Raw genomic sequence first — 15,796 nt, 5'->3', positions numbered from 1 at the left:
GCACTTACGGCGGCTGCACTCTTGGCGTGTGCGTGCGGGGCCACGTCGGGCGATCACGACGATCCGGCCGCCGGTGGACAGGACGGCGATGCCCGCGCGGGCCCGAGCACCGTCGTGACGGCGCCCCCTGCGCTGCGGGCCGCCGACTCACCAGCGGGTCCCGATTTCGCGTCCGGGAGCACTGGCAACACAGCACCCGCCTCGGTGACAGGCGACGAGTCGCGTCCAGCGGGCACATCGATCGACGCAGACGACCCAGGCGACGCGGGCGCAGTGCCGGCATCGACGATGCCGCCGCAGACAAGTGCGCCGCCGGCCGGCGAAGCTGCGCCGTCGCTCGCCCAGACTCGATTCGAGCTGGTGCCGGTCGCCGAGATCGAAGCGCCCATCGCGCTCGCAGCCCATCCGGGCACCGGCCAGCGATACGTGGCGACGCTGACCGGACAGGTGTGGCTGCTGGATCCCGCTGATGGCCGCGACGCCGACAACGGGGCTGATGCCAGGGCCGCCCCGCAGCTCGTGGCCGACATCGGCTCGAGGGTCAGCCAAGGTTGCGAGAACGGGCTGCTGGGCATCACCTTCTCGCCTGACGGGTCGCAGCTCTACCTCAGCTACACCGACACAGCCCGCGACAGCCGGATCGCCGTGATGCCCATGGACGGCGAGACGCCCCAGGCCGGCCGGCGTCGCGTGCTGCTTGCACTCGATCAGCCGGCGTGCAACCACAACGCCGGCGAGGTGCAGATCGGACCCGACGGGAACCTGTGGATCGGCTTCGGGGACGGCGGCGGCGCCGACGACGTGTTCGGCCAGGGCCAAGACCGCGCAACGCTGCTGGCCACCATTGCTCGCATCGACCCGAACCCAGCCTCGGGGCAGGGCTACGGGATTCCGGCCGGCAACCCGTTCGCCTCCGGCGACGCCCCCGAGGTGTGGGCGTACGGCGCGCGCAACCCGTGGCGATTCTCGTTCGACCGGCTCACCGGCGATCTCTGGATCGCCGATGTCGGCCAGAACCGCATCGAGGAGATCCACGTGCTGCCTGCCGCCGACGGCTGGTCGCCGGGCGCCAACCTGGGCTGGCCGCTGTTCGAGGGCAACGAGCGCTTCAGCGGCAGCGAGTCGCCCCCTGATCTGCTGTTCCCCGTCTACACCTACACCCACGACGACGGCTGCTCGGTGACCGGCGGCTACGTGTACCGCGGCAGCGCCATCGAAGCGCTCAAGGGCACCTACGTGTTCGGCGACTACTGCACAGGCGACCTGTGGGGTCTCGTCCGAGGTCCCGACGGCGCCGCAGTGCGCAAAGACCTCGGCGTGTCAGTGCCGCGCAACACGCTCGTGTCGTTCGGCGAGGACGCCGCCGGCGAGCTCTACGTGCTCAGCGCCGCCGGCACCGTCTTCCGCCTACAGCAGACAACTCCCTAGCTGGCCCTACTCGGGCTGGGGCTGCCATTCACCCCAGGTGACGTCAGTGATCAGGCGATGCATCCACCGGGGCTGCCCGGTCTCGATGCCCCACACGCTCACACCGCGCCCTCGGTCGATGATCCATCCGATGAGCGACTCGATGGAGCCCGCCGAGTAGATGAGATGGCTGTCGCCCGGAGACCAGATCGCGACCCGGGTCGGCGCGGGCAGCGTGTGCACCAGCTCGACGTCGTCGTCGAGCGAGGCGGGCGTGTGCAGATACAGGGCCTCACGGTCGGGCATGCCGTCGCCGTCGTCGTCGTGATACGCCACATAGGCGACACGGCCGTCTTCGGACCACGACAGCGAGTTGCCCGCTTCTGCCAGGGTCGTCGCTTCCACGACGCCGTCGGTGCGCTCGACGCGAGCGCGCTGGCCCACGAGGTCGCCGTCGGCGTCGCGCAGCATCTCGGTGTAGGAGATGTACTTGCCGTCTTCTGACCAGAAGATCCAGCCGTAGACCGACGGGGCGAGTTCGCCGATGAATCGCTTCGAGCTGCCGTCGCGATGCGCGACCCACGACAGTTCGGAGGTCAGGAAGTCGGTCACCGGACGGTCGGTCTCCTCCCCGTATTCGAGGTAGGTGCTGTCGGGCGACCACCCCAGGAAATCCACGTCGGCAGCGATGATGACGGGTTCCGCATCTCCGTCCACGGAGGTGACGCGCAGCTCGGTCGAGCAGTCCTGCGGATCGACCGCCTCGTACGCGATGTGCTTCCCGTCAGGCGACCACGGGCGGATGATCAGCACACCCCACTCGGGGTATTCGACCATGTCGATGCGGCGCGCATCGCTGCCGTCGGCGGCTACCACCCACAGGTCCCAGATGTTGTCGGTGTCGCCGTCGCCGCACTCCGCGGGCGTCGCGTAGAGAAGGTGCCTGCTGTCGGGTGCCCAGCGCACGATGATCGCGTCCTCGGCCAGGGTGACCGGCGGCGCGCTGCCATCGGTCGGCTCGATGCGTGCCTCGTGGACCTCGTCGGAGGTCTCGGGGTCGATGTGATCGGTGATGTACGCCAGATAGGCGCCGTCACGCGACCAGATGAAGTCTCTGATATCGCCGTAAGCCCACGTGCGCCGGTCCATCTGGCCCAAGCTGCGCCGCTTCTGGCCGACGTCGTTGTACAGCACGGCCTCGAAGGAGTCGAGACGGTCGTTGCCGTCGGTGTCGGCGTTGTTCCAGACGATGAGATGGCTGCCGTCGGGCGACCACCACGGCCACGTGCCCTCGGCCACGAGCGGCTTGCCGTCGGCATCAGGGGTCGCGGCCATCACGCGTTCCTCGTCGTCGGCCCAGGCGAGCCGCAGCCCGTCGCTGAAGTCCCATTCCCAGCCGTTGTGATCGACGGTGCGCAGCTTGCGGTTGCTGCCGTCTGCCCGGACCGTGAACAGCGTCGAGCCCACGCCTCGGACGCCCGATGCCTCAGTAAGCGCCAGGAAGGGCCACGGTTCTCCAGGGTCCACGCTGTACGGGGTATGCCTGCCGTGAATAATGTCCTCGAACTTCTGGTGTGCCGCACGAGTGAGCGTCGTTATGTCTGCGGCGTCCGCAGGCGTGCCCGTCGCCACGGCGACGCGCTCGACGTAGACATCGGACTCCATCGCCTCGAGGAGAACCTTGACTGCGGCCTCGGCGGCCATGCCGGCCTCGTCGGCCAGCCCCGCGAAGACAACCCGAGCCGGTGGGTAATCGGCGAAGAGCGACGCTGTTGCCTCTGACAGTCCGTTCGAGATGTCGTCGGGGTCGAAGTACACGAGCACCGCATCGTCGATGGTGCCGGCGAACTCGAGTGCCGTGTTGACATCGTCGTCGTTCCAGCCATCGGCAATGACGAACGTGACCGTGCCAGCGTCGATGTACTCGGGCCTGCCCAGCCTGATGCGCGCAGCAGCGGCAGATGTCTCGACTCTCGTGGCGCCGCCCAAGTCGTGCACGACGGTCCAGCGGTAGGCCGATCGAGCCAGCGCCTTCACACTGTCCATGACCTCAGCCGGTATCACGTCATCACCGCCGACGATCATCAAGCCGTCGGGCGCGAACTCCGCGATGATCTCGGCTGTCTCGGCTGGCACGCCGTCAGGGTCAAGGCACGCCGCGGCGGTATTGCGCCCGTGCCGGGCCAATTCCTGCGCGACTGCGATGTCGGCGGAGCGTTCGCAGTTCGCGACGACGAGCGTCAGATTGGGCCCCTGGCGTGAGATATTGGCCGGCGCCCCGTCTTGTGCCTGCTGGGCCGCGGCCGGCGCGGCCAGCACGACGGAACCCAGCAGGACTGCGAGTGCCGTCGCTGCCGAGGCGGCGCGCGTGCGCCACCCCATCCGCCGAGCCGGCGCCTCGTGAGGACTCCGGAATGCCTTTTCGCGCTTCATCGAGGCGACACGCTACCGCCCGCTCGTCAGCGCTCTGGTCGCGCTCAGCGGGGCTGCCACTCGCCCCAGGTGACGTCGGTGATCAGGCGCCGCGTCCAGCGCGGATCGGTGGTGCGCACCACCCAGGCATCCGACCCGCGTCGGCGGTTGATGAACCAATCCAGCAGCAGCTCGGTCGGGCCCGAGACATACCCGAGGTACGCGCCGTCGGGTGACCATCGCGCTCCGAGCGTGATGCCGGCCAGCTCGTAGACCAGCCTGACGTCGGCAGCCGCCGAGCCCACGGTGTGGACGAACAACGCCCGGCGATCGATCTCGCGGTCGCCGTACTCGTTGTAGTGCGCGACGTAGGCGAGCCGGTCGTCGACGGGCGACCACTCGAGAATGTTGCCCCACTCGGCAAGCTGGACGACTCCGCCGATGCCGTTGGCCCGCGTGACGACGGGCCGGCTGCCGATGACCTCGCCGTCGGCATCTCGCACCACCGCGGCGTACGCGAGGTGCTGGCCGTCACGCGACCAGCGCACCGGTCCGAAGACGGTGGGGAGCGCCTCGCCCAGATCGCGCCGATCGCTCCCGTCGTTCCGAACGACCCAGACATGCTCCCGCAGCGGCACGCCCTTGCCTGGGGTGCCCACCGTGAGGCCATACGCCAAGTGGTTGCCGTTGGGCGACCAGCCCACGAGCCGCCCGTCGGCGACCGCGCCCAAGGCTGTGGCTTCGCCGCTGGCAGCTGCCACCTTCAAGTGCATCGAGCAGTCCGCTGGATCGAGCGACTCGTAGGCGAGGTGGCGACCGTCAGCCGACCACAGGTGCACGAAGCGCCACTGGATGCGGTCGATCGGGCCCAGCTCGCGGGGCTCGCTGCCATCGGTCTTTGCGATCCACAGGATCTGGCTCTCGTCCCGACCGTTGCCGTCGCAGTCATGCGGTGTGGCATATGCGAAGTGGGCGCTGTCAGGTGACCAGCCCAAGAACGTGACATCCTCGCCGAGCGTGAGCGCGAGCGCCGACTCATCGGTCGACCAGATGCGTGCGAATTGGGCCGTGCCGCCCGTCGCGGGATCGTCGATCAGCTCGACGTAGGCGAAGTGCGTCCCGTCGGGCGACCAGGAGGCGAGCGGCAGGTCCGCGTAGAGGAAGGTGCGGTAATCGACCACGCCGATGCGTTGGAGTCCCCGGCCGTCGGCGCTGGCGATGTGCGCCTCGGTGCGGCTGCGGAACGCGGTGCGACCGGCGAACCTGAAGGTGACGACGTGGCTGCCGTCGGGCGACCATGTCGGGTATTGGCCGGTCTCGGACACGACCCGCTCGTCGCCGGTGAGCGCCGAGACCCGCAGCCGGCCGTCGAGGTTCGCCCAGCTCAGTTCGCCACTGCCTGGATTCCACGCCCAGCCGCGGTGGTCCCCCGAGCGCAGCTCGCGCCCCGAACCATCAGCCTGCACGCTCCAGAGCCGGTGCCCGGGGCCCTCTTCCAAGGGTCCCCGCGCTGAGCTTGCCGCCAGCACCGGTACTGGATCGTCGCCCGCCGCGCCGCGCACCTGGGTGCCCTGAACGATGGCGGTGAAGATCTGGCGAGCAGTGCTGACAGACGGCGACGCCTCCGGAGTCCAGAAGAGCGGCTCGCCGGCTTCGGCGACGCGCTCGATCTCGACAGTCAGCTCGTTCGCATCGAGCGCGGCGGCGACGGCCGTCTCGGTGACTGCTCCGACCTCGTCGGGAAGGCCCACGAGCACGACGCGAGCAGGGCGATAGTCGGCAATGAGCGAGGCCGTCGCAGCGGGGAGGCCGCCGGCAATCGTGCGGGGCTGGACGTAGACGACTGCGGCGTCGTCGGTGACGCCGGCCGCCGCCGCGGCTGTTCGTACTTCGCTGCCGTTCCAGCCGTTCGCGACGTACAGCGTGACGGTGCCCGGGCCGGTGACGCTGGGTGACTCGAGGGCGGCACGCGCCGCCAGCGCGGCCGTCTCGATCCGGGTGGCGCCGCCAAGCCGCTCGATCGCGGTCCAGCGAAATGCGGCTCGAGCGGCTGCAGTCAGCTCGTCCATCACTGCAGGCGGCACCGCTACCTCGCCACCCACGACGATCAACCGGTCGGGTGCGAACTCGGCGATAAGCGCAGCCGTCTCCGGTGACAGGCCGCTGGGATCGACGCACACCTTCGCCGCATTGCGGCTGTGCGCGGCAAGCGCCTCCGCGATCGCGTTGTCGGACGGAACCGGACAGCTCGCCACCACCAGCGTCAGGTTGGGGCCGCCGCGGACGAAGTTCGACGGTGTCTGGGCCGCCGCAGGCGCAAGCAGGCCCAGCGCCATCGCCAGCGCGGTGAACAGTGCGACTGCCATCTTCGCTGCCGGCTTCATGGGACCGCCTTGGTCATCTGCAATCGGCGCCGCCGCCGCTCAGCTCTGGCCGGCCAGCTTGCGGTTCTTGATCTTCGCCTTGACGTAGTCGCGATTCATGAACGCGATGAAGTCGAGGCTGATCTCCTTCGGGCAGGCCTCGGTGCACTCGCCGTGGTTCGTGCACGAGCCGAAGTACTGCTCCATCGTCTCCACCATCGCCTCGGTGCGCTCCCAGCGCTGGGGCTGACCCTGGGGGATCAGGTTGAGATGCGCCAGCTTCGCCGAGGTGAACAGCTGGGCCGCGGAGTTGGGGCAGGCCGCCACGCACGCGCCGCAGCCGATGCAGGCGGCGGCGTCGAACGACGTGTCCGATGCCTCCTTGGGCACCGGCGTCAGGTTGGCGTCGCCCGCCGCACCGGTGTTGACCGAGATGTAGCCGCCGGCCTCGATGATGCGGTCGAAAGAGCTGCGGTCGACCACCAGGTCGCGCACCACGCCGAACGCCTTCGCTCGGAACGGCTCCACGGTGATGACGTCGCCGTCGGCGAACTTGCGCATGTGCAGCTGGCAGGTGGTGGTGGCCCGCTCGTGGCCGTGCGCCCGGCCGTTGATCATCAGGCTGCACGTGCCGCAGATGCCCTCACGGCAATCGTGATCGAACTCGATCGGCACGCCGCCCTCGGAGATCAGCCGCTCGTTGATGATGTCCAGCAGCTCGAGGAACGACATGTCCTCGCTGACGTCCGGTGCGTCGAAGGTGTGGAACCGTCCGGGCGCATCGGGCCCCTCCTGGCGCCAGATGCGCAGCGTGAGGTTCAGAGTGCGGCCGTGACCGTGCTGGCTGTTCTGGTCCGGCTGCCCGTTTGCCCCGCTCACTTGTAGCTCCGCTGTGTCAGTGCGACCACGTCGAAATCCAGCTCCTCGATGTGCCGGGTTTGCACCTCGCCAGGCCCGTTCCATTCCCATGCGGCGACGTGCGCGAAGTTCTCGTCGTCTCGCTGCGCCTCGCCCTCGGGCGTCTGGTGCTCGGCCCGGAAGTGTCCGCCGCAGCTCTCCTCGCGCACGAGGGCGTCGCGGGCCATCAGCTTGGCCAGCTCGAAGAAGTCGGCCACCCGGCCGGCCTTCTCCAGGCCGGAGTTCAGGTTGGCGCCTGAGCCCGGCACGCGCAGATCGGCCCAGAACTCGGCCTCCAGCGCCGGAATCTCCGACAGGGCCTTCTCGAGGCCTTCGGCGGTGCGCTCCATGCCGATGTAGTCCCACACGATCTTGCCCAGCTCCCGGTGGAACCAGTCCACCGAGCGGGTGCCCCCGATCGACAGGAACCGCTGCGTGGCATCGGTGACCTCGGCGACTGCCTGGGTGAACACCGGGTCGTCGATCGGCACCACCGGCTCGCCGAGCCTCGCAGCCAGGTCGTCGCCGATGGTGTAGGGCAGCACGAAGTAGCCGTCGGCCAGGCCCTGCATGAGTGCCGAGGCGCCCAGCCGGTTGGCCCCGTGGTCGGAGAAGTTGGCCTCGCCGATGGAGTAGCAGCCCGGCACGGTGGTCATCAGGTGGTAGTCCACCCACAGCCCGCCCATCGTGTAGTGGATGGCCGGGTAGATGCGCATGGGCGCCGCGTAGGGGTTCTCGCCCGTGATGCGCTCGTACATGTCGAAGAGGTTCCCGTACTTCGCCGCCACCGCCGGCTGGCCGTCGCGGGCGATCACCTCGGAGAAGTCCAGGTACACGCCGTTGCGCAGCGGGCCCACGCCCTTGCCCTGGTCCACGACGGTCTTGGCGTTGCGGCTGGCCACGTCGCGCGGCACCAGGTTCCCGAAGGCCGGGTACTTGCGCTCGAGGTAGTAGTCGCGCTCGGACTCGGGGATCTGCTCGGCCGGCCGGGCGTCGTCCATCTGCGCCGGCACCCAGATGCGGCCGTCGTTGCGCAGCGACTCCGACATCAGCGTCAGCTTCGACTGGAACTCGTCGCTGGCCGGGATGCAGGTGGGATGGATCTGCGTGTAGCAGGCGTTGGCGAAGTGCGCCCCGCGCCGGTGCGCCCGCCACGCCGCGGTGACGTTGCAGGCCATGGCGTTGGTGGACAGGTAATAGACGTTGCCGTAGCCGCCGGTGGCCAGCACCACGGCGTGACCGGTGTGGGCGGCGATCTCGCCAGAGATGAGGTCGCGGGTCACGATGCCGCACGCACGCCCGTCCTTGGTGACCAGGTCCAGCATCTCGGTGCGGGTGTACAGCTCGACACCGCCCGCTGCGACCTGCTTGGCCAGTGCCTGGTAGGCGCCCAGCAAGAGCTGCTGGCCGGTCTGGCCGCGGGCGTAGAACGTCCGGCTGACCTGCGCGCCGCCGAACGAGCGATTGTCGAGCAGGCCGCCGTACTCGCGGGCGAACGGCACGCCCTGGGCGGCGCACTGGTCGATGATGTTCAGCGACACCTCGGCCAGCCGGTGCACGTTGGCCTCGCGGCTGCGGTAGTCGCCGCCCTTGACCGTGTCGTAGAACAGCCGGTGCACCGAGTCGCCGTCGTTCGTGTAGTTCTTCGCCGCGTTGATGCCGCCCTGGGCAGCGATGGAATGCGCCCGGCGGGGCGAATCGTGGAACGTGAACACCTTCACCCGGTAGCCCAGCTCCGACAGCGACGCCGCGGCGGAGGCACCTGCCAGGCCCGTGCCCACCACGATGATCTCGAAGCGGCGCTTGTTGTTCGGGTTGACCAGCTTCATGGAGAACTTGTGGTTCTGCCACTTGTCGGCCATCGGCCCGTCGGGCACCCGGGAATCGAGCACGCCGTTCGTTGCACCGTTCATAGCCATCTCAGTGCGCCCCTGCTTCTGCTTCGAGACACTCCAGCCCGGTGGTGTCGTTGACCGGGCACTCCCGGTTGTCCTCGTCGACCAGGCCGGCCTGCACCAGCACCGGGAACGACAGGTTGCCCACCAGCACCACGCCGGCCAGCACGGTGGCCAGGTTGCGGCGCAGGCCGTTGTAGCGCGGGTTGTTCACGCCGAGGCTCTGGAACATGCTCCAGGTGCCGTGGAAGATGTGGACGGCCAGCGCCACGTTGGCCACCACGTACAGGATCGCCACCGGGATGCTCGACAACGACTCCACCACGTTGTGGTACGGATCGCCCCGTACGTAGGCGTCGCCCAGCCACCAGCCCCACGTCAGATCGGCCAGGTGGAACAGCACGTACAGGCCCACGATGGGACCCGTCCAGCGCATCGTGCGCGAGGCGTAGTTGGCGGCGATGTAGTCGCGCTTGGAGGCGTATTTCTTGGCGCCGCCCACGAAGCCCGCCCGCTCGGATGCCAGCCGGCTGCGCTCCTTGAGCGTGTACGCCGAGTGCAGGTGTACCACGAACATCGCGAGCAGCCCGACCCGCATGATCCACAGCAGCAGCGTGCGGGGCAGCAGCCCGCCGCCGAGGTCGCGCAGCGTCTCGGCGTACTCGTACATCCGCGAGGGGCCCTCGTAGAGGTGCAGATTGCCGATCATGTGAACGATCACGAAGCCGAGCAGCCCGATGCCTGTCCAGGCCATGACCCACTTGCGGCCGATCGCCGACTGGTAGATGTTCAGCGGGAACGGCAGCGGGCGCTTGGCCTTGAACACCGGTGCAGACCCGGCGGCCTGCGTGGCAGTCGGCGCCATGTGTTCCTCCCGTGCGTGGCGTGGTGCGGCGATCGGCGCGGTCCGCCCCGGGGGGCCGATCGCGCCAGGGCCGTACGGTACTAGCGCGTCGGCAGCGCTGGGCGGGTCGGATCGGCGGCGTGCATGGCCTGGCGCACGGTGCGATCGGTCCACGAGCCGATCCGCGGCGCACGTCGCCGACCGTCGGACGGATGCACCGGCTGCCAGGCGGCGATGCACGGATGGTGGCCGGCGTGATCGGCGGCGGCCGCGGCGGCCTGCGCGGCCAGCGCACGCAGGCCGCGTTCGGCGCCGGTGAACACGCTGGGCTCGAGTGTGACCTGCTGGCACAGCAGCTCGCCGCGGGTGTTTGCCGAGTCGTAGGCGCACCGATGGCTCAATTCGTGCTGCACGACACGCAGGGCGTCGAGTCCGCCGCGAAGCGGTTCGCCGTTCACGGCCACGCGTCCCCGCCGGAGCGACACGGTCCGGATCCCCGTCGGGAGCCTGACTGCGTGGCTGGAGCGCCCGTCGACGGCCACGTCGATGTCGATGCAGTAGAGCGCCTGGTCTCCTAGCCCGGCAGGCCACCACAGCGACGGTTGCTCCAGCGCGACCAGCCACTCCAGCTCGTTGCGACCGCGCGCCAGCACGGGCTCGGACAGGGCCAGGCCATCGCCCTCGGAGGCCACTTGACGGGAGGCGTCCTGCGACCAGCCGGCCTCGGGGTCCTCGGCGGGCAGCACCGTCGTGGTGATCTCGCTGCGATGCGTGCCGGAGCTGTCGACGGTGGCGGCGATGCGCAGCACGGCCCGGTCAGGACTGGCCTCGATGACCAGCGCGCGGACGCGTTGGATGCGCGCGGGCCCAGTCTGCTCAATCTGCACCTGCGCGTCCTCGCTCTGGGGCACCCGGACGGCCCCGTGTGAGGCCTCGACCGCCGCCAGGTGCTCGGGGCTGGCGCGCAGCAGATGGCTCACCTCGAAGGCGTGCTCTGCGTGGCGCCCGCGCAGGTCTCCCAGATAGGTGCCGTCGAGCCACAGGTGGCCGAGTTCGCAGAGTCCGTTCGCAACGAACCACCAGCGAGCATCACGGTCTGCCGTGCCGTCGGGGCTGCCGAGCTCGGCCGTTCCCTCAGCCGGCAGTTCGAATCGCCGCCGGTAGAGCACAGCACTCTCGTCGGCGAGGCCGGCGTCCAGCCACCAGCGGCCGGGGGTCGATGTTGCCTGCCATTCCGACTCGTCGAGTCCGCGCTCTGCCACAGTTCGCCACTCGCCGTGCCCGGCGGCCCGCACCAGCCAGTCGCCCGTCAGCACCCGGGCGTCGGAGCCTCCGGTTGTCAATGTGAAAATCATTGAGAACTACTGAGAATGGTGGGCAAGTGTGGTGCGGATGTCACGCAAGACCCCCGCCCAGCGAGCCGAGCGGGGGTCTTCGAGGAGCGGAGCTGTGTGGGCTTCGTTCCATGGGGGCAGCCAGGTGGCCGGGACGGCCTCTAAATCCACTCCCGAGGGGTTCGAGTCCCCTTGCCTCCACTGGTCACGCTACGCGCAGTGAACAGGCGGGTGCAACCAACCTGCGCCAACGCCGTCTGGAGCCACCAGCCACTAGGTTGCCCGCCATGACGCAACCCACCACGCTCGGCGAACTGCGCAAGACCGGCTGGGTCTCCCGGCCGGTCAAAGAGGAGATGCGTGCGAATGCCGCGAAGGCCATCGCTGCGTCCGAGCCGCTGTTCGAAGGGGTGCTGGGCTACGAGAACACGGTGCTGCCGCAGCTCGAGAACGCCATGCTGGCCGGCCACGACGTGGTGTTCTTGGGAGAGCGGGGCCAGGCCAAGACCCGCATGATCCGCTCGCTAGTGAACCTGCTCGACGAGTGGATGCCCTACATCGAGGGCTCGGAGATCTTCGACGACCCCTACAACCCGGTGTCCCGCCATGCCCTCGATCTCGTCGCCGAGCACGGCGACGACACCCCCATCGCGTGGGCGCACCGCGACATCCGCTACGGCGAGAAGCTGGCCACGCCCGACACCTCGATCGCCGACCTCATCGGCGAGGTGGACCCCATCAAGGTGGCCGAGGGCCGCTACCTGTCCGACGAGCTGACGCTGCACTACGGGCTCGTGCCGCGCACCAACCGCGGCATCTTCGCCATCAACGAGCTGCCCGACTTGGCCGAGCGCATCCAGGTGGGCCTGCTGAATGTGCTCGAGGAACGCGACGTCCAGATCCGGGGCTACAAGATCCGCCTGCCGCTCGACGTGCTGCTGGTGGCCACCGCCAATCCCGAGGACTACACGAACCGGGGACGCATCATCACCCCGCTGAAGGACCGCTTCGGCGCGCAGATCCGCACCCACTACCCGCTCGACGTCGACACCGAGATGGACATCGCGTCGTCGGAGGCCCGCCCGCTGGACCTCCAAGGGATCGATGTGGGGATGGGCGAGGGCGTGCCAGGGGGCGTCATCGTCACCATGCCCGACTTCATGGCCGAGATCGTGGCGACCTTCAGTCATGTGGCCCGTGCCAGCAGCCAGGTCAACCAGCGCTCGGGCGTGTCGGTGCGCATGACGGTCACCAACACCGAGACGCTCGCGGCCAACGCCACCCGCCGGGCGCTGCAACGCGGCGAGCGGCACGTGGTGCCCAGGGTCAGCGACCTCGAGTCGCTCATGAGCTCCACCGCCGGCAAGATCGAGATCGAGTCGATGGAAGAGGGCCGCGACGGCAAGATCGTGGAGACCATGCTCAAGGCGGCCGTGCTCGAGGTGTTCAAGAACCGCTTCTCGCCCGACGAGCTGAGCGACGTGGTGGCCAGTTTCGGCGAGGGCAAGGTGGTGCACACCGGCGACGACCTCGGCTCGGAGGCCTACATGGAGCTGCTCGCCGGCAACCAGGCGCTTGCCATCGCGGCCGAATCACTCGTAGCGGCCGCAGGCGACCAGCAATCGGATGAGGGCGCAGCGCCCGCCGTGCTGGCCTCCGCTGTCGAGCTGGTGCTCGAAGGGCTGCACCTGTCCAAGCGGCTCAACAAGGAGCACGTGGGTGCCCGGGCCACCTACCGCTCACGCGGCTGACTGATGCCTATCCGTTGGCGTCGGGCCCGCCGGGAGGGGGCGCGGTTCCGCTACTCGGCGTGGGACGGCACCCAGACCGGCTTCGACTTCGACGCGGACAGCCTGTTCGCCGAGATGACCGACGATCTGCTGTATCACGGCGATCTCAATGCCGCCCTGCGCCGGCTCATGCAGCAGGGCTTCACCGACGCCGACGGGAACCGGCTCGAGGGCTTGCGCGAGATGATCGAGCGGCTGCGCGACCGGCGCAAGGAGATGCTGGAGCAGTTCGACCTCGGCGGCGTGTACGACGACATCGCCCGGGAGCTCGACGAGATCACCGACACCGAGCGCGAGGCGCTGGAGGAGTTCGCGCAGGACGCGGCCGACAGCGGCGACGAGCGGCGCGAAGAGATCGCCCAGTCCAGCGCCGCCGAGCGCAACCTTCAGCTCGACATGCTGCCCCCCGACCTGGCCGGGAAGATGCGGGGCCTGCAGAGCTACGACTTCGAGTCGCCCGAGGCCCGTGAGCAGTTCAACGAGCTGGTCGAGCGGTTGCGCCAGGAAGTCGCCCAGAGCTACTTCGACCAGATGACCGGGGCGATGGGCAACATGAGCCCCGAAGACCTGGCCCGCACCAAGGACATGATGGCCGAGCTCAACCAGATGCTCGAGCAGCGTGCCCGCGGCGAGGAGCCCGACTTCGAGGGTTTCATGGAGCGCTACGGCGACTTCTTCCCCGAGAACCCCCAGACCCTCGACGAGCTGCTCGAGATCATGGCCAAGCGCATGGCGGCCATGGCCTCGATGATGAACTCGATGACGCCCGCGCAGCGCCAGCAGCTCGCCGACCTGGCGGCGCAGCTCATGGACGACATGGACCTGCAGTGGCAGGCCCAGCAGCTCGCGCAGAACCTGCAGCAGGCGTTCCCCGACATGGGCTGGGACCGCAACTACCAATTCGGCGGCGACGACCCGCTGTCGATGTCCCAGGCGGCCGACGTGCTGGCGCAGCTCGGCGACCTCGACGCGCTGGCGGAGATGCTGCAGGGCGCCGTCAGCCCGTCCGCCCTGGCAGAGGTGGATCCCGAGCGGGTCCGCGAACTGCTCGGCGACCAGTCGGCCGAGGCCCTCGAGCGGCTCAGCGAGATGGCGCGCATGCTCGAGGAATCAGGTCTCGCGCAGCACACCGAAGGGCGCCTGGAGCTGACGCCGCGGGCGCTGCGCCGCATCGGGCAGAACGCGCTCGGCGATCTGTTCAACCGGCTGATGGACGACAAGGTCGGCAGCCACCAGGTGCGCAAGACAGGCGTCGGCAACGAGTTCGCATACGAAACGAAGCCCTATGAATTCGGCGACACCTTCAACCTGAACATCGAACGCACCGTGCGCAATGCGGTGACGCGGCAGGGGACCGGCACGCCGGTCAGCCTGACGCCGGACGACTTCGAGATCGAACGCTCTGAGCTGCTGTCGCGCGCCTCGACGGTGCTGATGCTGGACCTGTCGCTGTCGATGCCGATGCGCGACAACTTCCTGCCCGCCAAGAAAGTCACGATGGCGCTGCACTCGCTGATCTCCACGCAGTTCCCGCGCGACTACCTGGGCATCGTGGGCTTCGCCGAGTCAGCTTCGGAGCTGACCGCCGCCCAGCTGCCGGAGGTGTCGTGGGACTTCGCCTACGGCACCAACATGCAGCACGGCTTCATGATCGCCCGGCGCCTGCTGGCCCGCCAGACCGGCTCGAAGCAGATCATCATGATCACCGACGGCGAGCCGACCGCCCACTTGGCACGCGACGGCCGGCCGTACTTCGCCTACCCGCCGGTGCGCGAGACCATCGAGGCCACGCTGCTGGAGGTGGCGCGGGCAACCCGCGAGGACATCCGCATCAACGTGTTCATGCTGGATCCCAACAGCTACCTGAGGGCATTCGTGGAGAAGATGACCGAGATGAACGGCGGGCGGGCGTTCTTCACCAGCCCGCACAACCTCGGCGACTACGTGCTGGTGGACTTCCTGGAGCACCGCCGCAAGCTCATCACCAGCGGCCGCCTGTAGCTGCTCAGTCGGCGGGGTGGAGGCCGTGCAGCACCATGCCGGCGAACTGGCGGGCCAGGTCGTCGAGGCGCAGCGGGCCGCCGGGCCGGTACCAGCTGGCCAGCGAGTTGAGGCCTGAGATCATCAGCCGGGCGAGCACCTTGGGGTTGGTGTCGTCGCGCAGCGAGCCGTCTGCCTGACCCTCGGCGAGCAGCCCGACCCAGAGGTCGGTGAACTCGCGCAGGGCGCTGGTGAGCTGCTCGCGCGTGTGCGGCGGCGACTCGTTGTAGCAGCGGATGTTGGCAACGGTGAAGCTGCTCTCGGCGACGATGCAGTTGACATACGCCACAATTGCCTCGGCCAGGCGCTCGGAGCCCTGCGCGTCGGGGCCGAGCGCCACCAGCGACGCGTCGATGGCGTTGCGGGCGTGATCGATGCCGACCCGCAGCACCTCCTCGACGATCGCATCCTTGGAGTCGAAGTGGTAGTAGAGGCTGCCGGCCTGCATCTCGGCTGCGGCGGCGATGTCGGTGAGCGTGGTGGCGGCGTAGCCGCGGCATGACAGCAGCCGGGCGGCGGCATCCAGGATGCGCATCCGGCTGCGCTCGCCCTTGCGGATCCTGCGGCCATTGCCGTTGCCGCCGTTCTGATCGTTGCCGTGATTCTCGCCGGTTCCGGCGTCGGCAGCAGCGTCTGTCGAGTCCTGCTCGGTGAGCGCGCCGGCGGCTGCATCGGTGCTGTTCATGCCGCAGAAAAACCTAGTCCTGAACGGGCGTTCATGCAGGGGCCGAACGCTCGTGGGTGCGTTCGGCGGTGCTGAGGTCGCTGCGAAGGGGGCTCACCTACACTCCGCGGAGAGGTCCGGGTCGTGCCG

General features: G+C 68.9%; 10 protein-coding genes. 3 read left to right on the top strand and 7 right to left on the bottom strand.

Annotated features, from left to right (window positions below; translation table 11 throughout):
* The first annotated feature begins 114 nt into the window (after positions 1 to 114).
* Complete coding sequence (locus ACOGXE_RS07375) at positions 115 to 1,428, top strand: PQQ-dependent sugar dehydrogenase (protein WP_419933299.1); 1,314 nt, start codon at positions 115 to 117, stop codon at positions 1,426 to 1,428.
* Positions 1,429 to 1,434: 6 nt separating this feature from the next.
* Here the strand turns inward: ACOGXE_RS07375 and ACOGXE_RS07370 are convergent, their stop codons facing one another.
* The 6 genes from ACOGXE_RS07370 to ACOGXE_RS07345 form a co-directional block, all read right to left on the bottom strand.
* Positions 1,435 to 3,840 carry a hypothetical protein gene (locus ACOGXE_RS07370; protein ID WP_419933298.1) on the bottom strand — a complete coding sequence of 802 codons (2,406 nt, stop codon included), beginning with the start codon at positions 3,838 to 3,840 and terminating at the stop codon, positions 1,435 to 1,437.
* A gap of 44 nt (positions 3,841 to 3,884) precedes the next feature.
* Complete coding sequence (locus ACOGXE_RS07365) at positions 3,885 to 6,203, bottom strand: hypothetical protein (RefSeq protein WP_419933297.1); 2,319 nt, start codon at positions 6,201 to 6,203, stop codon at positions 3,885 to 3,887.
* A gap of 39 nt (positions 6,204 to 6,242) precedes the next feature.
* Positions 6,243 to 7,004 carry a succinate dehydrogenase/fumarate reductase iron-sulfur subunit gene (locus ACOGXE_RS07360; RefSeq protein WP_419933487.1) on the bottom strand — a complete coding sequence of 254 codons (762 nt, stop codon included), beginning with the start codon at positions 7,002 to 7,004 and terminating at the stop codon, positions 6,243 to 6,245.
* 53 nt (positions 7,005 to 7,057) lie between these two features.
* Entirely contained in the window at positions 7,058 to 8,992 is a 1,935-nt protein-coding gene (locus ACOGXE_RS07355) for a fumarate reductase/succinate dehydrogenase flavoprotein subunit (RefSeq protein ID WP_419933296.1), read from the bottom strand.
* A 7-nt stretch (positions 8,993 to 8,999) separates the two neighbouring features.
* Positions 9,000 to 9,839 (bottom strand): succinate dehydrogenase cytochrome b subunit, encoded by an 840-nt coding sequence (locus ACOGXE_RS07350; RefSeq protein ID WP_419933295.1) that lies wholly within the window; start codon positions 9,837 to 9,839, stop codon positions 9,000 to 9,002.
* A gap of 80 nt (positions 9,840 to 9,919) precedes the next feature.
* Positions 9,920 to 11,161 (bottom strand): hypothetical protein, encoded by a 1,242-nt coding sequence (locus ACOGXE_RS07345; RefSeq protein ID WP_419933294.1) that lies wholly within the window; start codon positions 11,159 to 11,161, stop codon positions 9,920 to 9,922.
* A 278-nt stretch (positions 11,162 to 11,439) separates the two neighbouring features.
* Between ACOGXE_RS07345 and ACOGXE_RS07340 the strand changes: the two genes are divergently transcribed.
* Positions 11,440 to 12,903: a sigma 54-interacting transcriptional regulator gene (locus ACOGXE_RS07340; RefSeq protein WP_419933293.1), complete on the top strand. Its 1,464-nt coding sequence runs from the start codon at positions 11,440 to 11,442 to the stop codon at positions 12,901 to 12,903.
* Between the two features lie 3 nt (positions 12,904 to 12,906).
* Positions 12,907 to 14,943, top strand: coding sequence for a hypothetical protein (locus ACOGXE_RS07335; protein ID WP_419933292.1), 2,037 nt, complete (start codon positions 12,907 to 12,909; stop codon positions 14,941 to 14,943).
* A 4-nt stretch (positions 14,944 to 14,947) separates the two neighbouring features.
* On the opposite strand, the gene ACOGXE_RS07330 is transcribed toward ACOGXE_RS07335, so the two are convergent.
* Positions 14,948 to 15,667, bottom strand: coding sequence for a TetR/AcrR family transcriptional regulator (locus ACOGXE_RS07330; RefSeq protein WP_419933291.1), 720 nt, complete (start codon positions 15,665 to 15,667; stop codon positions 14,948 to 14,950).
* Positions 15,668 to 15,796 lie beyond the last annotated feature (129 nt).

This window comes from Candidatus Poriferisodalis sp., from assembly GCF_965208555.1.
Taxonomy (GTDB): domain Bacteria; phylum Actinomycetota; class Acidimicrobiia; order Acidimicrobiales; family Poriferisodalaceae; genus Poriferisodalis.
This window is presented reverse-complemented; position numbering and strand designations above follow the sequence as displayed.